The sequence below is a fragment of the Mesorhizobium helmanticense genome (genome assembly GCF_003034915.1).
GTDB lineage: Bacteria > Pseudomonadota > Alphaproteobacteria > Rhizobiales > Rhizobiaceae > Mesorhizobium > Mesorhizobium helmanticense.
On the sequence record NZ_PZJX01000047.1, the window covers coordinates 141,913 to 164,989 of the forward strand.

General features: G+C 63.0%; 19 protein-coding genes and 1 tRNA gene. 7 read left to right on the forward strand and 13 right to left on the reverse strand.

Annotated features, from left to right (window positions below; translation table 11 throughout):
• Nucleotides 1-121 precede the first annotated feature (121 nt).
• The 5 genes from C9427_RS25925 to C9427_RS25945 form a co-directional block, all read right to left on the reverse strand.
• A complete protein-coding gene (locus tag C9427_RS25925) occupies nt 122-2,164 on the reverse strand; it encodes an aldo/keto reductase (RefSeq protein WP_107651907.1) in 2,043 nt (680 codons plus the stop codon).
• Nucleotides 2,165-2,200: 36 nt separating this feature from the next.
• Nucleotides 2,201-3,310, reverse strand: coding sequence for an ABC transporter ATP-binding protein (locus C9427_RS25930; RefSeq protein WP_107651908.1), 1,110 nt, complete (start codon nt 3,308-3,310; stop codon nt 2,201-2,203).
• 8 nt (nt 3,311-3,318) lie between these two features.
• On the reverse strand, nt 3,319-4,155 hold the full coding sequence (locus C9427_RS25935) for a carbohydrate ABC transporter permease (RefSeq protein WP_107651909.1): 837 nt from the start codon (nt 4,153-4,155) through the stop codon (nt 3,319-3,321).
• Nucleotides 4,152-5,012 (reverse strand): carbohydrate ABC transporter permease, encoded by an 861-nt coding sequence (locus tag C9427_RS25940; RefSeq protein ID WP_107651910.1) that lies wholly within the window; start codon nt 5,010-5,012, stop codon nt 4,152-4,154. Before C9427_RS25940 ends, C9427_RS25935 begins: the two co-directional genes overlap by 4 nt.
• A gap of 174 nt (nt 5,013-5,186) precedes the next feature.
• A complete protein-coding gene (locus tag C9427_RS25945; RefSeq protein ID WP_107651911.1) occupies nt 5,187-6,458 on the reverse strand; it encodes an ABC transporter substrate-binding protein in 1,272 nt (423 codons plus the stop codon).
• A 106-nt stretch (nt 6,459-6,564) separates the two neighbouring features.
• Here C9427_RS25945 and C9427_RS25950 point away from each other — a divergent pair, with 106 nt between their 5' ends.
• Nucleotides 6,565-7,431: a helix-turn-helix domain-containing protein gene (locus tag C9427_RS25950; RefSeq protein WP_107651912.1), complete on the forward strand. Its 867-nt coding sequence runs from the start codon at nt 6,565-6,567 to the stop codon at nt 7,429-7,431.
• Between the two features lie 8 nt (nt 7,432-7,439).
• A complete protein-coding gene (locus C9427_RS25955) occupies nt 7,440-9,392 on the forward strand; it encodes an acyltransferase family protein (protein ID WP_167434483.1) in 1,953 nt (650 codons plus the stop codon).
• A gap of 173 nt (nt 9,393-9,565) precedes the next feature.
• Here the strand turns inward: C9427_RS25955 and C9427_RS25960 are convergent, their stop codons facing one another.
• Together C9427_RS25960 and C9427_RS25965 are read right to left on the reverse strand one after the other, a co-directional pair.
• A complete protein-coding gene (locus tag C9427_RS25960; RefSeq protein ID WP_107651914.1) occupies nt 9,566-10,708 on the reverse strand; it encodes an acyltransferase family protein in 1,143 nt (380 codons plus the stop codon).
• Nucleotides 10,709-11,075: 367 nt separating this feature from the next.
• A tRNA-Gly gene (locus C9427_RS25965) sits at nt 11,076-11,150 on the reverse strand.
• A 222-nt stretch (nt 11,151-11,372) separates the two neighbouring features.
• Here C9427_RS25965 and C9427_RS25970 point away from each other — a divergent pair.
• From C9427_RS25970 to C9427_RS25985, 4 genes are all read left to right on the forward strand, one after another.
• On the forward strand, nt 11,373-11,870 hold the full coding sequence (locus tag C9427_RS25970) for a prolyl-tRNA synthetase associated domain-containing protein (protein ID WP_107651915.1): 498 nt from the start codon (nt 11,373-11,375) through the stop codon (nt 11,868-11,870).
• A 104-nt stretch (nt 11,871-11,974) separates the two neighbouring features.
• On the forward strand, nt 11,975-12,967 hold the full coding sequence (gene trxA / locus C9427_RS25975) for a thioredoxin (RefSeq protein ID WP_107651916.1): 993 nt from the start codon (nt 11,975-11,977) through the stop codon (nt 12,965-12,967).
• A 236-nt stretch (nt 12,968-13,203) separates the two neighbouring features.
• Nucleotides 13,204-13,875 (forward strand): LON peptidase substrate-binding domain-containing protein, encoded by a 672-nt coding sequence (locus C9427_RS25980; RefSeq protein ID WP_107651917.1) that lies wholly within the window; start codon nt 13,204-13,206, stop codon nt 13,873-13,875.
• Nucleotides 13,876-14,051: 176 nt separating this feature from the next.
• Entirely contained in the window at nt 14,052-14,300 is a 249-nt protein-coding gene (locus C9427_RS25985; protein ID WP_107651918.1) for a Trm112 family protein, read from the forward strand.
• A gap of 212 nt (nt 14,301-14,512) precedes the next feature.
• Here the strand turns inward: C9427_RS25985 and C9427_RS25995 are convergent, their stop codons facing one another.
• From C9427_RS25995 to C9427_RS26015, 4 genes are all read right to left on the reverse strand, one after another.
• Complete coding sequence (locus tag C9427_RS25995; RefSeq protein WP_107651919.1) at nt 14,513-17,791, reverse strand: error-prone DNA polymerase; 3,279 nt, start codon at nt 17,789-17,791, stop codon at nt 14,513-14,515.
• A complete protein-coding gene (locus C9427_RS26000; RefSeq protein WP_107651920.1) occupies nt 17,788-19,275 on the reverse strand; it encodes a DUF6504 family protein in 1,488 nt (495 codons plus the stop codon). The genes C9427_RS25995 and C9427_RS26000 overlap by 4 nt, the downstream gene beginning before the upstream one ends.
• The gene (locus C9427_RS34930; RefSeq protein ID WP_107651921.1) at nt 19,217-20,251 is read right to left on the reverse strand and encodes an ImuA family protein; all 1,035 of its coding nucleotides are present in this window, start codon (nt 20,249-20,251) and stop codon (nt 19,217-19,219) included. The genes C9427_RS26000 and C9427_RS34930 overlap by 59 nt, the downstream gene beginning before the upstream one ends.
• Before the next feature lie 251 nt (nt 20,252-20,502).
• Nucleotides 20,503-21,192, reverse strand: coding sequence for a hypothetical protein (locus C9427_RS26015; RefSeq protein WP_107651922.1), 690 nt, complete (start codon nt 21,190-21,192; stop codon nt 20,503-20,505).
• Nucleotides 21,193-21,329: 137 nt separating this feature from the next.
• Between C9427_RS26015 and C9427_RS26020 the strand changes: the two genes are divergently transcribed.
• Nucleotides 21,330-21,752 (forward strand): metallopeptidase family protein, encoded by a 423-nt coding sequence (locus tag C9427_RS26020; RefSeq protein ID WP_008873295.1) that lies wholly within the window; start codon nt 21,330-21,332, stop codon nt 21,750-21,752.
• Nucleotides 21,753-21,833: 81 nt separating this feature from the next.
• On the opposite strand, the gene C9427_RS26025 is transcribed toward C9427_RS26020, so the two are convergent.
• The gene (locus tag C9427_RS26025) at nt 21,834-22,040 is read right to left on the reverse strand and encodes a DUF1737 domain-containing protein (RefSeq protein WP_107651923.1); all 207 of its coding nucleotides are present in this window, start codon (nt 22,038-22,040) and stop codon (nt 21,834-21,836) included.
• Nucleotides 22,041-22,094: 54 nt separating this feature from the next.
• Nucleotides 22,095-22,970: an HpcH/HpaI aldolase/citrate lyase family protein gene (locus C9427_RS26030; RefSeq protein WP_167434484.1), complete on the reverse strand. Its 876-nt coding sequence runs from the start codon at nt 22,968-22,970 to the stop codon at nt 22,095-22,097.
• Nucleotides 22,971-23,077 lie beyond the last annotated feature (107 nt).

Genomic DNA, 23,077 nt, shown 5'->3' on the forward strand with positions numbered 1-23,077 from the left:
CGGTTTGGGATGGGTTAAGTCGAAGGTTGGCGATCCTTCCCACCCCCCTCTGTCCTGCCGGACATCTCCCCCGCAAGGGGGGAGATCAGCTGTCTGTTCTGCTTTCGCCAACCTTCTAGTGTCAGCCCGCAACCCGCGCGCGAGGCTGACCCGAACCGCTGTCCAGCCAGGCCAGATCGTCCGGCGACAGCGCGATGTCGAGCGCCTGCAGGCTGTCGTCCAGTTCGTTGAGCGTGCGCGGGCCGATCAGCGGAACAGATGGAAACGGTTGCGCCAGGACATAGGCGAGCGCGATATGGATCGGGGCCTTGCCCAGCCTGTCGGCGAGTTCGATCGCCCGGTCGCGGCGGCCGAAATTCTTCTCCGAATACCAGACCCGCACCAGCTCCTCATTGTCCAGCCTGTCGCGCCCGGCGCGTTCGGTGAAGAAGCCCCGCCCCTGGCTCGACCAGGCGAAATTCGGCATCTGCCGGTCGCTCAGCCAGGCCTTCCAGTCGTCGCTGGAGGCGGTAACGCAGCCGGCCCAGATCGGCTCCAGCATCTCGGCCAGCGAAAAATTGTTGGAGAGCGCGCCGGGCTTCTGCTTGCCGGCGCGCTCGGCATAGGCAATCGCCTCGTCCATGCGTTCCATCGTCCAGTTGGAGCCGCCGAACGGACCGCGGATGCGGCCTGCCCTGGCCTCCCGGTCCATGGCGTCGACGAATTCGCCAACCGGCACATCCGGATTGTCACGGTGCATGAAATAGATGTCGACATGATCGGTCTGCAGCCGGTCGAGCGACTGGGCGAGCTGTTTGCCGATCACGTCGGGATAGCAGAGCGGTGAATGCGCGCCCTTGGCGATGACCACCGATTGCTCGCGCACGCCGCGATTCCCCAGCCATTGGCCAAGCAGCGCCTCGGTATAGCCGGCGCCGTAGACATAGCCGGTGTCGAACAGATTGCCGCCGGCCTCGAAAAAGGCGTCGAGCAGGATCGAGCCCGAGGAGAAAGTGCGGAAATCCTCGAAGCCGAGCGCCAGACAGGAAGCCGGCCGCCGCAGGCCGGGAATCTGGCGTTTCGGGATCGTGGCGCCATCGGTGCGCAGCCGCCGGCCGGAAATCGTGTCGAGGCGTTTTGCCGGCTTTTCGATTTCATATTCCAGCCCGATCGCCGCCCGCCATCTGTCGAGCACGCGCAGAGTGCCGAGACTGTCGGCCCAGCCCATGCCCGGCCAGGCGAATTCCTGGCGGCCGGCGAGGATTGCGTCGCCGGCGCCATCGACCTCAAAAGAGTAGAGATGGCGCGTTTCGTTGATGCTGATGGTTTCGCGCGTGCCGTCGGACCGGATCAGGTCGATCTTTCCCAAGCCAACTTCGCGGTTCCCCCCGGCGAACCAGAAATCCGGCACTTCGATGCTGCCCCTGGTGCCGAGGATGCGGAGCACGTTTTCCTGATTAAGCGAGATGCTGCAGGAGACCTCGGCGACGATACCGCCGGGGAAATGCAACAGCGCCGAGGCCCATTCGTCGACGCCGGACTGGCCGAGATGGGCCACGCCCACCACCTTGTCCGGCTCGGCGAAAGGCATGCCCACTGCTGCCCCGGCAATCAGCCGCACCATGGAGACGGGATAGCCGCCGACATCGAGTATGCCGCCGCCGGCGAGATCGTTGGCATAGAGCCGGTGTTCCGGCATGAAGCCCGGCATGGCAAAGCCGAAGCTCGACTTGATCATCCTGATCTCGCCGATCGCGCCCGACCTGACCAGCTCGACCAGCTTCAGCGTCTGCGGATGCAGCCGGTACATGAAGGCCTCGCCGAGAAAGGTGCCGGCCTTGCGCGCCGCATGGACCATCGCGTCGGCTTCGAAAGCGGTCAGCGCCAGCGGCTTTTCGCAAAGCACATGTTTGCCGGCTTCGGCCGCCTTGATCGCCCATTCGGCATGGCCGGGATGCGGTATCGAAATGTAGATTGCGTCGACATCCGGGTCCGCGAGCAAGGCTTCGTAGCCATTGAGGATGCGGGCGCCGGGGAAGGTTTCGGCGAGGCCTGGTTTGCCCGGGTCGCGGGCGCCGAGCGCCACCAGCGTGCCGGTGCGCGACTGGGCGACGCCGCCGGCAAAGGATTTGGCGATGCTGCCGGGTCCGAGAATGCCCCAGCGGATGCGCGCGGTTGAAGTCATTGTCATTCTCCTTGAAGCCCGGAAAGGGAAAGCCGGTCAGCGCAGCCGCAGCCCGTTTTCGTCGAACAGGTAGGATTTGCGTATAGAAACGGTGATCTCGGACGTGTCGGGAACCTTCGCCGCGTCGCGCTGGATCACCAGATCTTCGCCATTGGCCGTCGTGGCGTAGAGAAAGCTCGTGCCGCCCAGGTGCTCGACCACGTCGATATGGACAGCAAGGTCGGCGTCGCCTTCTCCGGCATTGCCGAAATGTTCGGGCCGCACGCCTACGACGACTTTGCTGCCCACTTTGGGGCTGCCCATTTCAGGGCTTTCTGTCTCGGGCCCGGCGCCCGCCAGGGGTTGCGTGATGCGGGTCCTTTCCTGGCCAGCCAGCTCAACCGTGATGCCGCTGATATCGCGCCCGACAATGTGGCCCTTGATGAAGTTCATCTTCGGCGAGCCGACAAAACCCGCTACGAACTGATTGTCGGGATTGTCGTACAGATCGAGCGGCCGGCCGATCTGCTCGACCTTGCCGCCGCGCAGCACCACGATCCGGTCGGCCAGCGTCATCGCCTCGGTCTGGTCGTGGGTGACGTAGATCATCGTCGTGCCCAATTCCTTGTGCAGGCGCGAGATCTCAACCCGCATCTGCACCCTGAGTTCGGCGTCGAGATTGCTCAGCGGCTCGTCGAACAGGAACACTTGTGGCTCGCGCACGATGGCGCGGCCGATGGCAACGCGCTGGCGCTGGCCGCCCGACAATTGCTTCGGGCGTCGCTGCATCAGCTCGTCGATGCACAGGATCTCGGCGGCCCGTTTGACACGCCGGTCGGTGTCCGCCTTCGGGTTGCCGTTCATCCGCAGCCCGAAGCTCAGATTCTGCTCGACCGTCATGTGCGGGTAGAGCGCGTAGGACTGGAACACCATGGCGATGCCGCGATCGGCCGGCTCGACATCGTTCACCACCTTGCCGCCAATGGCGATCTCGCCGCCGCTGATGTCCTCCAGCCCGGCGATCATCCTGAGCAGCGTCGATTTCCCGCAGCCGGAGGGGCCGACGAAGACGACGAATTCGCCGTCCTTGATGTCGATGCTGGCGCCATGGACGACCTCGTAGAAGCCGAAGCGCTTGACGACATTGGTGAGTGTGACTCCTGCCATGCCGACCCTTACTTGACCGCGCCGGCGGCGATGCCGGCGATGAAATGACGCTGCAGCAGCACGAAGACGACCAGCATAGGCACGGTCAGCATGACGGCGCCCGCCATGATGCCGCCCCAGGACACTTTGGTCAGGCCGATCAGCGTGCCGAGCGCCACCGGAGCCGTCATCGCGCCGGGCTGGCTGTTGATCAGCAGCGGCCAGAGGTAATTGTTCCAGGAGGCCAGGAACAGGATGATGGCGAGTGCTGCCAGCATCGGCCGCGCCAGCGGCAGCGCGACGAACAGGAAGATGCGCCATTCCTTGACGCCTTCGACACGGGCGGCATCGAACAGCTCATGCGGCATCATCGAGAAGGCCTGCCGCATGAACAGCACGCCGAGCGAGTTGAACAGCGGCGGCACGATCAGCGCCACCCAGGTGTTGGCGAGCTGGAAGTCGCGCGCCACCATGATGAATTGCGGGATAAGCACCACGGCATAGGGCAGCGTGATGGTGCCGAGGATGATGGCGACGACCATGCCCTTGCCGAAGAACTGGTAGCGCGCCAGCGCCCAGCCGGCCATCGAGGTGAGCAGCACGGACAGGAAAGTATAGGTCACCGCCACCGACACCGAGATGCCGATGGCGCCGACGAAATTGGTGCCGCGCTGCAGATTGTTGAAATTGTCGAGGAAACTGTCATGCGGCAGAAGCTCGATGCCGGGGCTGAAGATGCCGTTGTCGGGCATGGTGGAAAACACCACCATCATCCACAGCGGAAACAGCCAGATCAGCGCCAGCGGCGTCAGGAACAGATGCAGCACGATGCTGCGTACGAGCCTGGCTTGGGACAGCGAACTCATTTCGGGTCCCTCGTCAGCCACAGCTGCACCAGCGTGATGGCGATCGCGAGCCCGGCCATGGTGTAGGCGATGGCCGAGGCGTAGCCGAAATTGAGCGAGCGGAAGCCCTGGCGGTAAAGCAACAGGCCGAGCGTTTCGGTGCCGCCGCCGGGGCCGCCGCGTTCGGTGATCAGGAACGGCTCGGTGAAGAGCTGCATGGTGCCGATGATCGACAGCACGGCGCAGAAGACGATGACCGGCTTGAGGAGCGGCAGGGTGATGTAGAAGAACTGCTTGACCTTGCTGACGCGGTCGAGCGTCGCCGCCTCATAGACGTCATCGGGGATCGACTGCAGGCCGGCGAGCAGGATGATGGCGTTGTAGCCGGCCCAGCGCCAGGTCACCGCGATCATGATGACAGCCATCGCCGGCGTGACGTTGGAAAACCAGTCGATCTTGGGCACGCCGACGCTGTTCAGCAATTTGTTGATGATGCCGAAATCGAGGTTGAACATCAGCCGAAACACCGCCGAATAGGCGACCTCGCCGACCACGACCGGGGCGAAGAAGGCAAAGCGGTAGAGGCCGCGCGCTTTCAGCAGCGGCGAGTTCAACAGCACCGCCATGACGATCGCCAGCGAGATCATCACCGGCACCTGGATGACGAGGATGAGCAGCGTGTTCTTCAGCGCGTTGAAAAAGGCGGGGTCGCCGATCAGGCGGCCCCAGTTGAAGGTGGGCGCGAACCGCCACGGCACGGTACGCGTCGCCTGGAAGGAGATCAGGAAGGACGAGATGATCGGCCATACCCAGAAGACCGAGAAGATCAGGAGATAGGGCGCGAGGAAGCGGTAGGCCGTGGCGTTCTGAGTGCGCATTGTTACCTCCTTCCCTTTTTCCCTTCTCCCCTTGTGGGAGAAGGTGGATTGGCGCGCAGCGCCAAGACGGTTGAGGGGTGCTGGACGGATCGCCTTTGGTGCCAAGCTGGAGCACCCCTCATCCGTCGCCTTCGGCGACACCTTCTCCCACAAGGGGAGAAGGGAGAGTGGCACTCACTCCTTGACCGGCAGGCCGGTCGCCGAGGCGATCTGGTTGGCGGCGTCGTCGAGCGCCGCCTTGGCGTCGGGATAGCCGCCGCCGAGGTACTTGGTCTGCACCGCGCGCATGATGATCTCGGCGTCGCTCTGGAACGGCGTGCCGCGGCTCGGCACCACCTTGGGCAGGGTGGCGAGAATGTCCTTCCACACCGCCTGGCCGCCCCAATAGGGCAACCCTTGCGAAACATAGGGGTCGTCGAGCGCCGAAATCAGCGAGGGCACCAGGCCGAAACCCTTCAGCATGGCTATCTGGCCTTCATTGGTCTCCAGCGTGTATTTCAGATAGGCGTAGGCGGCTTCCTTGTTCTTCGACGCCGCGGTGATGGCGAGCGAGGAGCCGCCGAGATTGGCGGCGCGCGGGCCGTCGGCGGTCAGGCTCGGCATCAGGTAAACGCCCCACTTGCCGTTTTCGCCGGCCGATTCGGTGCGAATGGTGCCCTCATACCAGCCGCCATAGACCTGGGTGGCGACGGTGCCGGCGGTGTTGTTGGTGATCTTGGTGCTCCAGTCGGCCGAGGTGATGATGCCGGCGTCCTTCATCTCCTTGATCTTGGCCAGCGTATCGACGCATTTGGGCTGATTGACCGTGATCGACTGGCCGTCGGCGGCGAAATAGGCGCAGCCCTGTTCGTTGGAGATCATGCGGAAGAATTCGGTGTCGCCGTTGAAATCGGCGTTGGTCATGGTCACGCCCGGATTGGCGGCCTGGATCTTCTTGCCGGCGGCGATGAAATCGTCCCAGGTCTTGATCGAGGCGGGATCGACGCCGGCCTTCTCATAGAAGTCGCGGCGGTAGAAGGCGGCGACCGGGCCGGAATCCCATGGCATGGCATAGGCCTTTTCGCCGACTTCGAGCTCGGTGCGCTTGAAATCGGGGAATTTTGCCTGGTCCTCGGCGCTGTAGCCGAGCGTGTGCAGGTCGACGAAGCAGTCGGGGAACTGGCTCCAATAGTTCTCGGCCTCGCCGTTCTCGATCGAGATGATGTCGGGCAGCCCGACGCCGCCGGCGGCGCAGCCGGCGATCGACTTGTCATAGGTCGGCTGGTTGCCGAGATCCTGGACGGTGACCTTGATGTCGGGGAATTGCTTGTTGAAGCCTTCTACCGTGGCCTTCAGCGACGAAGCGGCGATATTCCAGCTCCAGATCGTGATTTCGCCGGACTGCGCAAGCGCGGGGCCTGAGCCCAGGGCAAGCACGAGCGCGGCGCAGGTCAGTGTGGTGCGCATTGAAATCCTCCCATTTCATTTGCTCTCTCACTGTGAGCATGGCTAGACTAAGCAGCGCGGAAGGCTTGTCCCCGTCAAAGGGAATAAGAAATTGGCGGAAAGTAAGATGGCGGAACGGCCCTTCTACCAGCCTGGCGCCAGCAGCGTGGAAGGCCTGCCGCTGGCCCTGCAGATGTTCCACAACCATCCGCTGGTGATGCTGAAGCCGCATTGGCATGCCCAGGTCGAGGTGAACTTCATCGTCCGCGGCACCGTCCACTACCGCATGAACGATCACGAGATATCGCTTTCGGCCGGCGAGATGTGCCTGTTCTGGGGCGGCCTGCCGCACCAGATGGACGATCTCAGCGACGATGCCGTCTATGCCGGCGCGCATCTGCCGCTGGTGCACTTCTTCCGGCTGCATCTGCCCGCCGATATCAGGCACCGGCTGATGACGGGCGCCACGCTGGTGACATCGGCCACCGACCGCTCCGACAATGACAGTTTCGAGCGCTGGAACCGCTATGCCCGCTCGGGCGATCCGGCCAGGACCGAGCACGCCGTGAACGAGCTTCTGCTGCGGCTGGAGCGGGTGCGGTTCGAGCCCTACCGGCTGGTGCCCGAAGCGCCGGCCGGGCAGGAGACGGGCAGCCCTTTCGATCAGCAGTCGTCGCGCAATGTCGGGCGCATGTGCGACTTCATCGCCGAGAATTTTCTCTACGATATCGATTGCGTGACCATCGCCGCCGCCGCCGACATCCACCCGAAATACGCCATGAGCCTGTTCAAGAAATCGACGGGGATGACGCTCAACGAGTATGTCAACCTGTTGCGGCTGAGCTACGCGCAGGCGCTTCTGATGCACCAGGACGCCAATGTGCTGCGCGTCGCCATGGAGAGCGGCTTCGGCTCGCTCAGCGCCTTCAACAAATCATTCCGCAAGCTCGCCGGCATGTCGCCGTCGGATTTTCGCAGAGCGAGCGTCAGGTAGTTCAGGCAGTGCGTGAGGGGCATCGGTTTCGGCCTGAAATACAGGGGCTACGCGGTCTGGCGGTCGCCCTGGTGGTCGTTTTTCATCTGTGGCCTGACGTCCTGCCAGGCGGGTATGTCGGTGTCGACGTCTTCTTCGTCATCTCGGGCTATCTCATCACTTCTTTGCTTGCGCAGAGCGCGACGCGTGACGGCCGGATATCGCTGGTCGCGTTTTACTCGCGGCGAATCCGGCGGCTTCTGCCAGCAGCAACCCTGGTGCTCCTGGCAACACTGTGCGGAACCCTGGTTTTTCTCTCGAAGGCGCGCTGGGAGGAAACCGCCAACCAGATCATTGCCAGCGCGCTCTATGTCCAGAACTGGCGACTGGCCTCGATCGCCGTCAGCTACCTGGATGCCGACAGCCTGCTCAGCCCGGTGCAGCATTACTGGTCGCTGTCCATAGAAGAGCAGTTCTATATCGTGTGGCCGCTCCTGATGATCGCGGTGATCTGGCTGGCGCGCCGTTGGGGGTTGCCGCTGAGGCGCTCACTGACTGCGGCGCTGTCACTGGTTTTCACTGGATCGCTGATCGCTTCGGTGGTCCTGACCAGGATGGATCCCGCCCAAGCCTATTTCGTCACCCAGACGCGCATATGGGAGCTGGCGCTGGGCGGCCTGCTGGCCCTTACCGCGCATCGGTTTCGGCTGACGGTTTTGGCCGGGCAGTCATTGGCGATTGCCGGCGTGGCCGGCATTTTCGCGTCCGCCTTGCTGTTTTCGGCGTCGACGCCCTTTCCGGGCGCCTATGCGCTGCTGCCGACACTGGGCACGGCGCTCGTCATTCTGGCCGGCGAGGCCGAATTCGGACGATTCCGGTGGCTTGATTTAAAGCTGCTTGGCTTCATCGGCGATCGCTCGTACTCGATCTACCTCTGGCACTGGCCGTTGCTGGTTTTCTTTCTAGGCATGGGTTATTCCATATCGTTGGTCAGCGGGGCGGCCCTGATCGCGCTGACGATGGGGCTGTCCGATCTGTCCTATCGCTATGTGGAGCAGCGATATCGGCAGGCCAAAGCCTGGGCGGTATGGGAACCGCTGGGATACGGCACGCTTGCGGTTCTTGCCTGCGTGGCGGCTGCCGGTGGCTTCATTTATTTCTTGCAGACTGAAACCATCGACACGACCTTGATTGGCACGTCTTCCTATCCTGGGCCGGCAGCGCTGCTCAGCGATACCCCCGTGCCGGACGGCATCAATCTGCTTCCTCCCCTTGCCAGGCTGAAGCGGGATTTGCCGATAGCCTATGTATCGAAGTGCCACCAAGAGGAAGGTGCGGAACCGACGAGATGCTCCCTCGGCGATCCTGCCGGCGTGAAGACCATCGTGCTCGTGGGCGATTCCCACGCGGCCCAATGGATTCCGGCGCTGGACAAGATCGCCAAGGATCGAAAAGCCAAGCTGATCACTTTCACAAAGTCCGCCTGCCCATTCAGCCGCGTAGCTGTCGTCGCGCACGGAAAGGCGGACCTGCCGTGCGCGGAGTGGCGGGAGAACGTGCTCTCCGAGATCATCAAACTGAAGCCGTACCTGATATTTACCAGCCAATCCAACTACGGCATCGTTCCGCAACAATCGATGATCGATGGTCTGCGCAGCGTTTGGAGCAAATTGACGGAAACGGGCTCGCAAATCGTCGTTATTCGCAACACGCCCTATATCAAGTTCGACCCGGGTGACTGCCTGAAGGCCACACCGACGAAATGCTTCACCAAGCGAAATGAAGTTGAATCGAACAACACGTTGGCGTTGGCGGCGAAGTCGCAGAATGCGCTTTTTGTCGATATGACCGATGCCATATGCGGCCCGCTTCTATGTCCCGCAGTCGTTGGCAATATCATCGTCTGGCGCGACCATCATCATTTGACCGCCAGCTATTCGCTGGCGCTCGCGCCCTATCTGGCGCTGAGGGCCGGGCTTTAAAAACGCGTCGCGCTGCCTCGCCGAGCGAGGCCGCTTTGCGAGCCGGCCTTTGAGCTCGGCACCCAAGTGACCACAGAACGAATGGTATCGGCATTCCCGTGCCAAAAGCACCGCCGGCCGGAGCCGGCGGTGCTCTCTGGACAGTCTATAGGGGCAGGACAGTCCAACGATCCCTAAGGATCGGTTCTAATGTCGGATGTTCCCTGGCCAGGGACATCGGCCGAACGGATGAATGTACCCGAGTATCGGGCACTCAATCCCAAGCGGGCGTACCTCTTTCTAATGCCTTGATCGAAAGGCTTCTCGAAATAGCGGAAACTCAGAGCGGCCAAGCCGAAAACAACGCCAACGAACGCAACGAGACATAACGGATTGGACGCAACCTCTGGCCTGTTGATTCTGAAAAAGTCGAGGGTTGTGTTGATCGCGATCTGCAACGGGACATGCAGGAGATAGCTCCCATAGGTGGCATCGCCGAACCATTTCAACCAGCCCGATCTGTATATGCCGGTAGTGTCGATGATGGCAGTCACCAGCACCAGACCGATGAAAGCGACCACCACCTGAAAGCTGACCGGAATGGGGAGCGCTTGGGCGACGGATACGAAGAGAAGGGCCGAAACGGCTCCCACAATCGCCAGCGTTACCGATTTCCTCAGCAGAAGAAAAACGGCCACGCCGAGGTAGAACAAAAAGGCGCACTGCACGACCGGTGACGCCACGTGCTGGGCCAACATGGCAAGTGGTGCGAATACGCCTATGGCGGTGGTGAGAGCCGGGTAGCGCCGTAGGCGTGGCAGGCTCCAGAAGAAAACGAAGTAGACGACGACTTCAGCCGAAAGCGACCACACAGGTCCATTGAAGGACAAGTCTTTTTCGAAGCCCCACGCAGAAGCCATGAACAGGTTCAGTGTGAAGTGATAGGCGTCGTTATGCTCGTATATCTGCTCGTGGCCCACCGCCATTGATGAGCAGAATTGCAGAACTGCAACGAGGATCAAGGTCGCAAAATGCAACGGGTAGAGCCGCGCAAACCGGCGGATGAAAAAATCACCTCCACCTACTGGATGATCAATGTAGGTGGCCGCAAACACAAACCCGCTGATAATCCAGAAGAATTGCACCGCCCAATAGCCGTAGTCGTAGAAAATCCACAAAGCCCCATGCCACGGCAGCATACTGCTGTCGCCAGCGATTGGATCGACACCTGCCTGTGGAAAGTAGAAGTGCTGATAGTGGTAGATCAGGACGGCCAAGGCCGCCGCACCTCTGGAAATGTCGACCAGGTGATAACGTTGCAAGGGTCTCGCGGTCATTTGGGCGGGTCAGTTCTGCCAGAGGACCACCAGACAAAATACAGTGAGCCCATCTTCATCACGGGAACGCGCCGGTCGCGTTCGCGGTCCCCCAATTCTCGATAGGCCTTCAACCTGTTCATCGGGCTGGATAATCTCGGGTTCAGCGGGCGCTCGCAATCTCCAACTCGCGTCGAGTATCAGGCTGCGAACCATCGGGCAATGTTTGATCGGGCCAACATCAGCCGCTTGGATGGGGCATCCACATCTCGTGCGCCTGGCTCTCGGAAATCAGTCGCGGTGGCGATAGTGTGGCGACACGCGGCGAAAAATGAAAAGGCCACCCGAAGGCGGCCCTGTTCAACTGCTTGATTCCCTGGGAGGAAACTGGAGCGGGTGAAGCGATTCGAACGCTCGACCCCAACCTTGGCAAGGTTGTGCTCTACCCCTGAGCTACACCCGCTCGCGCGGCTTTTGGGCCGCAAGCCGCGCCTATATGGCTGAAGAGCGCGGCGATTGCAACAGGGAAATCGCAGGCTTTTTCGGCGGCGCCCGGCGACGCAAACGGAGATCGCCGCATAGGTGACGGCTAACGGAATCCAGCACGTCGCCGCGCTACGGTCTTGTCTCGACCGCGCCATTGGCCGTAAACGGCTTGACCGGAACCGCGCCGACAGGATGCCTGATGCCGAAAACCGAAGCAGAGCTTTTCGCCTTTCTCGCCGATCTCGGCATTGACGTCTCGACGCGGCGCCATCCGCCGCTGTTCACCGTCGCCGATTCGCAGGCGCTGCGCGGGGAAATCGCCGGCGGCCACACCAAGAACCTGTTCCTCAGGGATAAGAAGGACAATTTCTTCCTGGTCAGCGTCGGCGAGGAGGCGGTGGTCGACCTGAAGCAGATCCATCAGGTGATCGGCGCCGCCGGCCGCGTCTCCTTCGGCAGGCCGGAGATGCTGATGGAACTGCTCGGCGTCGTTCCGGGCGCGGTCACGGTTTTCGGCCTGATCAACGATACGAAGCTGCGGGTCAAGGTCGTTCTCGACCAGGCGTTGATGGACCATGCCGTGATCAACGCCCATCCGCTGACCAATGAGGCAACGACGTCGATCGCTGCCGCCGATCTCGTCAGATTCGTCGAGGCAACCGGGCACGATGCTGCTATCTTGAAAGTCTCGGCATAAACGCCACATGCATGGCGGAAAAGCCGGGATGGCTGAAAGACCGAATTCCGAGACAAGACGTTGCGCCAGGCCGAAGCCGGCGGCGCGACCGAAAGGGCGATGAGATGAGCGACAACAATCCATTTGGCGGCCAGTTTGGCAGCAATGGCGGCCAGTACGCCACGTCGGTGCAGTATGGCGGCACCGAGGCGGCACCCGCGAAAGCAGGACTTGGCGAGGCGCCGGCCGATGTCATCAAGGACACGACGACCGCCACATTCGCCGCCGACGTCATTCAGGAATCTCGCCGTCAGCCCGTGCTCGTCGATTTCTGGGCGCCGTGGTGCGGCCCCTGCAAGCAATTGACGCCGCTGCTGGAAAAGGCGGTGAAGGCGGCCGGCGGCAAGGTCAAGCTGGTCAAGATGAATATCGACGATCATCCCTCGATCGCCGGCCAGCTCGGCATCCAGTCGATACCGGCGGTCATCGCCTTCAAGGACGGCCAGCCGGTCGACGGCTTCATGGGCGCCATTCCCGAGAGCCAGATCACCCAATTCATCGACAAGGTCGGCGGCAAGAGTGGTGGCGCGCCGCAGGTTGCCGAGGCGCTTGCGGCGGCGACGGAGGCGCGCGAGGCCGGCGACGCGCAAACGGCCGCAGACATTTACGACGCGATCCTGGAACAGGCGCCGGAAACGATCGAGGCGATCGCCGGGCTGGCCGATCTTCTGTTTGAGGCCGGCGATGCCGAGGGTGCCGAAGCCGTGCTGGCGCGGGCGCCGGAGGCAAAGAAGGATGCACCGCCGCTCGCGGCGGTGCGGGCCAAGATAGCGCTTGCCGCGCAGGCTTCAGCGCTTGGCAATCCGGCCGAGTTCGAGCGGCGCCTGGCCGAAAACCCAGGCGATCACCAGGCGCGGTTCGATCTTGCCATGATCCAGAACGCCAAGGGCGAGCGCATGGCGGCGGCCGACAACCTGCTGGCGATCGTCAAGGCGGATCGCACATGGAACGACGATGGCGCCAGGAACCAGTTGCTGCAATTCTTCGAGGCCTGGGGCATGACCGACGAGGCGACGCTGTCGGCACGACGCAAATTGTCGTCGTTGCTGTTTTCGTAAGCCGGCGCTGTTTTTGACCGTTGGCCTTGCGGCCGGCGATGGCTGCGCCAGATTAGTGCATGGGCCCAAGAGCAGGCAGCGGTTTTGGACGGTATGCACTAAAACAAGGACTTGAAGCGCATCGGTCCGTTCAGGACGTGGAACGCTTCGGGACAGGTCCGATCGCCTCGCTGCGTTGGGCACAGGCGGATCGCAGGCAGGTGCGCTTCTCGATATGAAGCGATCGGAGGAACGAGGTGCAAGCGGGAAACGCGCATTACCGGCTGGGCACGGATCTGCCGGCGACGATCCCGATCTTTCCGCTCGAAGGCGCCCTGCTGCTGCCGGGAGGCCGCATGCCGCTCAACATCTTCGAGCCGCGCTATCTGCAGATGGTGGACGAGGCGATCGCTGGACCGCGGCTGATCGGCATGATCCAGCCGAGCCTCGACGGGGCGCTGCGTGCCCATGGCGAGCCGGAACTCTGCAACGTTGGTTGCGCCGGGCGCATCATCGCTTTTTCCGAGAGCGGTGACGGCCGCTATCTGATCTCGCTGCAAGGCGTGTGCCGGTTTCGTATCGTGCAGGAACTCTCCGTCAAGACGCCGTTTCGCCAGTGTCGTTTCGCGCCCTTTCTCACCGATCTGGACGAAGACCAGGCGGAGGCCGGGATCGACCGGCCGGCGCTGCTCAAGGCGTTCCGTGCCTATTTGCAGGCCAATGATCTGGAAGCCGACTGGGAAAGCGTCAGCCGCGCGGAAAACGCCATGCTGGTCAACGCGCTGTCGATGATGGCGCCCTATGGGCCGGCCGAGAAACAGGCGCTGCTCGAGGCGCCGGACCTGAAGACGCGCGCCGAAACGCTGATCGCCATCACCGAAATGGCGCTGGCGCGCGAGAATGAGGATTTTGGTTCGAGCTTGCAGTAAAGGTGTATCGATATTCAGGTGATGCCGGCCTGCAAATGGCAGCTTCCTGCGCTTCCGGTGCTCACGTACCCAAACGTACGCTCCGCTCCGGTTCTCGGAATCCACCATTTTCGACTCGGCCTGACCTGAATCTCAACACACCTTAGGCTCTCAGTTGACCGGGAAAGAGGAAGCCGATGGCGGCGGATGGGCGTGACGGCAAGAAGATCGATGTCGATCCCAAGCTGCTGGAATTGCTGGCCTGCCCGCTGACCAAGGGACCGCTGGCCTGGGATCCGGAACGCGGCGAACTGATCTCAAGGGTGGCAAAGCTTGCCTATCCGGTGCGCGACGGCATCCCGATCATGCTGCCTTCGGAGGCGCGGGCGATCTCGGCCGAGGATGTGTTGTCGCCGCCTCCGCCGCGCCTGGGCGGGCCGGGCTGAACACATCGGGTCGGCACTCTACGGCCACCCCCCTCTGCCCTGCCGGGCATCTCCCCCTCAAGGGGGGAGATTGGATGTCGCCACGGGTTTCGCCAATCTCCAACGTTGCAGGAGAAGTGCTGCAGGCGAAGCTGCCAATCTCCCCCCTTGAGGGGGAGATGCCCGGCAGGGCAGAGGGGGGCGCTGTCCCGCCGACATCTCGCAAGATACCTCTATTGAAAATTGCGCCCCCTGGGCATGACCCTTTCCGCCTTTCCCGACAGCGTCGCGATATCCCGCCGGTCGTTTTGCACGACAGGTGCGTTCTCCTCCAATAGCGTTGCCAGCCAGGGCGTCAGGTCCTCGATCTTTTCGGCGACGATATGGATGACATCGGATTCCGACTGCAACTTGCCGGTGACGCGGACGAACCTTGCTCCCATGACGATGGGCCGGTAGCGGGTGAAGGTGCGCTCCCAGAAAATGACGTTGGCGACCGCCTGCTCGTCCTCCAGCGTCAGGAAGATCGCATTGCCCTTGCCTGGGCGCTGGCGCACGAGCACCAGCCCGGCGACGGAGACCCGCCGGCCATCGCGAACCGAAGGGAGGCGCGCATTGGGCGTCACCCCGATCCGGTCGAGCCGCTCACGCAGGAAGGCGACGGGATGCGCCTTCAGCGACAGGCCGAGCGAACGGTAGTCATGGATGACATGCTCGCCGAGCGGCATTTTCGGCAGCTTCGTCTCGGGCTCGAGATCGCGCAGGCGGATATTCTTCTGGTCGAACAGCGGCAGCATCTCGGCGGCGCTCTTGCCGTCAAGCGCGCGGACCGCCCACAGGGCCGCGCGACGGTCGAGGCCGATCGAGCGGAAGGCGTCCGCCTGCGCCAGTTTCTCGATCTCATCGACGTCGAGACCCGAGCGCAGCCAGACATCCCTGACGCTCTCGTACCCTGAACCGCGTCTTTGGACAAAAGCCTCCATGCGGTCCTTGGAAAGCCCCTTGATCTGACGGAAACCCAACCGCACGGCATGGTTGGTCCGTATGACACCTCGCATTTCGGCATGGCGGGCAAGGGTGCGGGCCGGATCGAAGGCCGATTCCTCCAAGGCGCAGTCCCAGCCGGAGAAATTGACGTCAGCCTCGCGGATGTCGACGCCATGGTCGCGCGCATCGCGGACGAGCTGGGCCGGCTGGTAGAAGCCCATCGGCTGCGAATTCAGAATCGCGGCGCAGAACACATCCGGGTAGAAGGTCTTGAACCAGCAGGAGGCATAGACCAGCAAAGCGAAGGAGGCGGCATGGCTTTCGGGAAAGCCGTATTCGCCAAACCCTTCGATCTGCTTGAAGCAGCGCTCGGCGAAGTCCTTCTGGTAACCTTTTTTCATCATGCCATCGATCATGCGCTGGCGGTAATTGCCGATGGTGCCGGTGCGCTTGAAAGTGGCCATGGCGCGGCGCAATTCATCGGCCTCGCCCGGCCGGAAGCCGCCGGCGACGATGGCGATCTTCATCGCCTGTTCCTGGAACAGCGGAACACCCAGCGTCTTGCCAAGGATTTTCTCCAGCTCCGGCTTGGGGTATTCGGCCTTCTCCTTGCCCTGCCGGCGGCGCAGGTAGGGATGCACCATGTCGCCCTGGATCGGGCCGGGCCGCACGATCGCCACCTCGATGACGAGATCGTAGAAGGTGCGCGGCTTCAAGCGCGGCAGCATCGACATCTGGGCGCGGGATTCGATCTGGAAGACGCCGAGCGTGTCGGCGCGGCAGATCATGTCGTAGACCTTTTCGTCCCTCTCCGGCAGTGTCGCCAGCCCCAGTGGACGGTCATACTCGTCGCGGACATCGTAGTGGTTGTGCAGAAGGGTGAAGGCACGCTTCAGGCAGGTCAGCATGCCGAGCGCCAGCACGTCGACCTTGAGGATCTTCACCGCGTCGAGATCGTCCTTGTCCCACTCGACCATCTTGCGCTCGTCCATCGCCGTCTTGACGATGGGCACGATCTCGTCGAGCCGGTCCCTGGTGATGACGAAGCCGCCGACATGCTGGGACAGATGGCGGGGAAAGCCCATGATCTCGTTGGCGCGTTCGATCACCTGCCTTGCCAGCGGGTCGGTGCGGTCGATGCCGCCGGCATGGGCCTCCTTCTCACCGAGCTCCGAGGTCGACCAGCCCCAGATCGAGCTGGACAATGCGCTGCGGACATCCTCGGACAGGCCCATCGCCTTGGCCACTTCGCGCAGCGCCGAGCGGCCGCGATAGCTGATGACGGCCGCGGCCAGGGCGGTGCGCTTGGCGCTGTATTTCGTATAGATGTACTGGATCACCTCCTCGCGCCGCTCATGCTCGAAGTCGACATCGATGTCGGGCGGCTCGTTTCTTTCCTCGGAAATGAAACGCTCGAACAGCGTATCGATCCTGTCAGGCCCGACTTCGGTGATGCCGATGCAGAAGCAGACGATCGAATTGGCGGCGGAACCGCGCCCCTGGCAGAGAATACCCTTGCTGCGGGCGAATTTGACGATGTCGTGGACGGTCAGAAAATAGCGCGCGTAGTTCAGGCGCTCGATTAGAGCGAGCTCCTCGCGAATGCGCTGCATTACGGAAGCGGGGACGCCCGCCGGATAGCGCGTGGCGGCCCCCTCCCTGGCCAATCGTTCGAGCTCGGCCTGCGGCCCGAGGCCCGATTCCGTCGGCTCGTCGGGATAGTTGTACTGGAGGTCGCTGAGCGAGAAGGTAAGTTCCCCGGCAAAGCGCAGCGTTTCCGCCAGCGCCTGCGGATGCCGGCGGAACAGGCGGGCCATCTCGACCGGCGGCTTCAGATGACGCTCGGCATTGGCGGCCAGCTCCAGCCCGACCTCGCCGACAGGCATATTGAGGCGGATCGCCGTCAGCACGTCCTGCAGCGGCCGCCGCTCGGCGCTGTGATAGAGGATATCGTTGGTCGCCATCAGCGGTATGCCTGATGCCTCGGCCATCGCTGCCGCCTGCTCGATGCGGAAGCGGTCATTGCCGCGATAATCCGGCGCAACGGCAAGCCGCAGGTTCCCGCCGAAGCGCTCCTTGAGCCGGCTAAGCAATGCGAGACTGTCGTCGGCGCCCGATGTCAATTCGGGCAGGACGGCCAGCGACAGCAGATCGCCCCATTCGAGAAGGTCGCTTCGCTTCAAAAGGGTCGCGCCCTTCTCGTTTTCGTCGCGTAGATTGGCTTGCGTCAGCATGCGGCAGAGATGACCCCAGCCCTTGCGGTCCTGCGGATAGGCAAGAATATCCGGCGTGCCGTCGCAAAAAACCAGTCGGCAGCCGGGATGGTAGGGCAGCTTCTCGACCCTGGCCTGCTGCCAGGCGCGCACGACGCCGGCCACCGTGTTGCGGTCGGCAAGACCGATCGACGAGAAGCCGAGGAACTTGGCCGCGACCACCAGTTCCTCCGGTTTGGAGGCGCCGCGCAGGAAGGAGAAATTCGACTGGATGCCGAATTCGGCATAGGGAACAATGGTCAGCGCATTCATGCGAAAACCCCATGCATGAACCAGCGCGGCGAGGCTTGCGATGCGCCGTAGAGGCCCTGGCGGTAGAGCCAGTAGCGGCGGCCGTCGCTGTCCTCGATGCGGAAATAATCGCGGGTCGGCGCGTCCTCGCCGCCCTGCCCCCGCCACCATTCCGGCGCGATGCGTTCGGGCCCTTCGGCGCGCGCGACGCGATACAAGGCCCGCCGCCAGCGGAAATTCATCGGCGGTCCCTCAGGCATCTCGGTGGCCGGCACCTCGATCGGCTCGGGCGAACGGAACAGCCGGATCGGGCGTTCTGGCGGGTAGATCGTGGCCGGCGGATAAATGGTCATGGGCGGATTTCTGACCGGCTTCCGCGGCGGCGAGGTCCTTTGCGGGACTTCCGAGAAAGGCACAGTGGCGACGGCGCGCTCCGGCAGATGGCTCTCGACAGTGACCGGCCGCAGGACAGCGCCGTCGCCGAGGCGGGCGCGGATGCGGTCGGCGAACAGCGCGATATCGGCGTCGCAATCATCCGTCTCGCCGGACAGGTCCGCCTGCTGCATGTCGAAGGCCGCCGCCGACAGCACGCAGAGACGCACGAGGTCGAAGCCATAGCCGGCATCGATATCCTGTTCGAGCGCGGCCAGCCTTTCGTGGAACAGTTTTTGGATCAACAGTGGCTCGCGCAGGGGACGCGAGGTGCCGACAGCGATGCGGCTGACGGCGCCGTCGACGCGGAAAAGCAGCAGCGCCAGCCGTCTCGCACCCTCGCCGCGGCGCTCGAGATCGGCCTTCAACGTCGTCGCCAGCAGGCTCACCAGCCGCTCTATGTCGTCGGTCAGCATGATGGGTTCGGCGAGATGGCGTTCGACCGAAAGCGGCGCCACCGGCAGGCGCGGCGAGACGGCCTCGTCGAGGCGGCCGAGCGCCTGGTCGAGGCGCAAGAGCAGGGTTGCGCCGAAGCGGCGGGCAAGCGGCGCGCGCGGCGCTGCCATGACGGCGCCCGCCGTGCGCAGGCCGACGCTTTCCAGGCTGGCGCGGATGTCGGGTTCGATGCGCAGTGCGGCCAGCGGCAAGGGGGAAAGAAGCGCCTCCTCCTCGCCGCTCCGGACGATGTGGTCGCCGGAAAACCGGGCCGCCGCCCAGGCCGCACCGGGCGTGGCGGCAAGGCCGGCGCGGACGCCGAAACCCTGATGGAAAAAGCGCGACAGTATGTCGTCCAGCATCGCGCGTTCGCCGCCGAACAGATGGGTGCAGCCGGTGACGTCGAGGAACAGGCCGTCGATCCCGTCGATCGCCACCAGCGGGGTGTAGCGGTCGCACCAGTCGGCAAGGCCTTCGAGCAGGCGGCGGTCGGCCTGCGGATCGGCCTCGACGACATCGATCGAGGGATGCATGGCGCGCGCATCGGCAATGCCCATGCCGCGCTTCAGGTGAAGCGCCTCAGCCCGCTCGTCGAGGGCCGATATGCGCTGGGCGTTGCGGTCGCGATGGCTGATCACGAGCGGTGGGTGAGATGGCGGCAGGTGATCCGACGGCCGCGAACGCCAGGACCGCCCCAGACGCTGGCGCAGGATCCTTTCGGCGGCGAGATGCGGGAACCACAGGGACAGGATCCTTTGCCTCCCCGGCCCTTCTTTGCTCGAAAACATGGTCATCGGGGTTCCACTCCAGTGTGAATTGGCCAGGCAAGGCGGTGCGGCTCTTGCCGATGCCGACGGTGAAGGCGGGCCGGCCGATCGAGCCGGCGAGCGGCCCGGCGATCGTGGCGCGGCTTGCGGAAGGGGCTGTAGACACAATGAGGCGCACGGGCGCGGCGGTCGGTTCGGCCTCGCCGGCCTGGCGCAGCAGGAACACCGGCCGGCCGGCCGCTTGCGCGCGGGCGTGCAGGCGTCGCGTCGCGGTGAGGTCCAATCGCTGCGGACTGCCACGGATTTCGAGGATGACGGCGGAGAGCGCCGTCATCCTTGCGGCCTCCTCGGCGACCCACAAAGCATCGACAAGCCGTGGCGCTTCGGAAAACAGCAATTCTCCGGGTTCGATGCCGAAGGAGGTCTGAAGCCCCCTGGCATAGGGAAAGCCGGCCTCGCGAAAAATCTCCGATGTGCCGATCCAGAGAATGGGCAAGCGCGGCTGTTGCCGCTTCAGGATCAGGCTGACAAGCGAAAGGGCAAAGCCGGTGACGGCTCCGGCGTCACGGGTTTCAGCGCCATGGATCTCGCTGAGCGCCGCTTTCGGCAGGCCGCCGCCGAGCGCGGCATCGAGAGGCTCGGCGCCGGTGCGCAGGAAGGCATCGGGCGGCGCCACCGCAAGGCCGCGCCGCACAATGGTCAGATCCCGTGCATCCTCGTCAGGAGGCAAGCCAGCCGGGGCCGCACCGGCCGGCGCCTGCAGGCGCTCGAGCAGCGTTCCCTCGATCTTCGCGATCTGGCGGCGCAGGGCAAAAACAGTCTCCCGCGCCACGGCGGTCATCGCCATGACGGTCAGCTTCCACTCACAATTGTTCCTGTTATGTTCCTATAGATTCCAGAGGGGGATCGAAGAGTCAAGCGGAGTCATGGGGAATTTATTCCCAATGGCCGGTCGGGAGCTAGAGGCGGATGAGTCCGGGCAGACATTTGAGCGCGCGCTAAAGACCATTATTCTAGGGACTGGTCGCCGTTCTTAATGCGATTCATCGCCTCGTCGACGATTCGTTCGGTTTCAGCCGAAAAGTGGGTGAAACGGGCCTAAGAGCCAATCGCTCCTTGGAATTCCTTTAGCGTTTTTTTGCTATCGCTCAAAATGCCTTCAAGCCACTCCTTTCGTAGCGCGCCTACCGCCAAGTCTGCGCATTGGATCGGCAGGAAGGTTCGCCGATTGCCGAACGCAAGCGCCTTGAAAATTTGTCCGTTCGTATCCTCCTGGTACGCGGCAAATACCCCTTCGGTCACGTCACGTGGCTTCACATCATCATCGACGACAAGCGCTACTGGCTCGCCGCCTAGTTCAAGTGACACGTCCTCACGGAGTATGTTGAGCGCCATGCTGAAACAGAAGTGATAAGGGTTGGCGTAGCCGGTATCCCGGTTTTTCCAGTGTTCGATATCGCAGGACGCGCCGATCCCTCGAAGTCCTGACCGTCCAACAATCTTTGAAAAATGAAGGATGCAGAGCCCACCCATCTCGTGGCCTAAATTTGGGATAATATCGGCTAGGTGAAACTCATTAAGTTGGAAGGTGCGCAATCCTTCCTTCCACTCCGCTTCGGCTTTGATCCAAGCGCCTTCGCGCCCGACGAAACCGCCTACAGCATAGACGGCCCCCTTGGATGGGTCAGTCGCAGACGCATCGAAGTAGGCCCTAAGCAAGGCCAAAATTCCTTCTTGTTCACCGCCGCGAAGAATGGCGGCGAGTTCACTGATCGAAACCGGAATCATATTCCGCTCCTATCAGCGTACAAGGTACGCGAAGTACGATATGTTGAATCTATTCCTGTCCCTCGCCCACGTACGGAGCGTCCCGGTCATTTGCCTCACCCGGTGCGAAAGCCTATATGCCCGGGAAAGGACAAAGCATGGCCCGCATCTACAAGACCCGCACCTGGCACGCCGAGCTTTCGCCGTCGATGGAGGAAATCGAGTTCCTGGCGCTGGAGGCCTATGCCCATCTGCCGGAGGATTTCCGTAAGCTGACCGGCGAGATCGTCATCCAGATCGCCGAATTCCCGACCGACGAGATCATGGACGATCTGTCGCTGGAAACGCCGTTCGACCTGCTCGGCCTGTTCGAGGGGCGCGGCATCGCCGAACGCTGGAATCCGCAGACCGGCGAGGGGCCGAACCGCATCACGCTCTACCGCCGCGCCATCCTCGATTATTGGTCGGAGAACGAGGAGACGCTGGGCGACATCGTCACCCATGTGCTGATCCACGAGATCGGCCACCATTTCGGCCTGTCGGACGACGACATGGAGAAGATCGAAGAGGCGGCGGAGTAACGACTGCTTGAGTGCCGCGCGCAGGTCGAGAAGCGGCGCTGTCCCGCCAACATCTCAAAGGGATCTGCGTATACGGATGGCCTACCAATCGCTGAGCTTGGTGTCCGGTCCGTATTCCTGGCCCTCGACATCCTTCACCACGGCCTGGCCGCAACGCATGGACTTGGTCTTCTTGTCATAGGCATAGGTCGGCGAGCCGAACAGGTGCCAGCCCTTGTTCAGCGCCGCCGTCACCTTGTGGCAGAAGCTGGAATCGTCCGGAGCGGACAAAAAGCGGTAGAGTTTCATTCTTCGACCCTGTCGTGGTTGCCGTCGCCCGCGAGCACTTTGATTTAAGCATGATCATGCCCCGATGGCGGCGGCCTTTGCCAGCAATTTTTCGGCCTGCGCCAGGTGCAGCCGCTCGACCATCTTGCCGTTCAGCGCAATAACGCCCTTGCCGGCATTCTCCGCCAGCCCGAAGGCATCCTTCACCGCGCGCGCCTCGGCCACTTCCTCGGCGGACGGCGCAAAGGCACGGTTGGCCGCCTCGATCTGGGCCGGGTGGATCAGCGACTTGCCGTCGAAGCCCATGGCGGCCGCTTCCGCGCATTCGCGCGCAAAGGCATCGAGGTCGCGAAAATCGTTGGACACGCCGTCGAGCATATCGAGGCCGCCGGCGCGCGCGGCCAGCACCATCTGCATCAGCCACGGCACGAGATAGCGCCGGTCCGGCGTGGCGAGAACGCCGGTGTCCTTGACCAGATCGTTCGTTCCGGCAACGAAACAAGCAAGCCGCGAGGCCGGATCGCGGCCGAGTTCGGCGATGGCGCCGATGTTGAGCAGCGCCTTGGGCGTCTCGATCATTGCCCAGAGCTTGACCTCGTCCGGGGCAAAATTGTCGTCGAGCACATCGCCGGCTTCCAGGATATCGCGCGGCTTGTCGACCTTGGGCAGCAGGATGCCGTCGGGCTCGCATTTGGCCACGGCCAGCAGATCGTCGGCGCCCCACTCGCTGGATAGCGCGTTGATGCGCACGATCATCTCGCAACGCCCGGGACGGTTGGCGAAAATGCCAGCCAGTTTTTCCCGTGCGGCGATCTTGTCGGCCGGGGCAACGGCATCCTCGAGATCGATGATGACGGCATCGCAGGCCAGCGACGGCAGCTTGGCCAGCGCCTTGTCGTTCGAGGCCGGGACATAGAGCACCGAGCGGCGCGGGCGATAGGTTTGCGTCATGTCCGATCTATGCCGCCTGAGGCCGCCTGAGGCAAGCATGCAGGGAGATCGGGCTTGCGCTCTTGGCTCCTCGCCCCCGTGAATGCGGGGGAGAGGTGGCCCGGCGA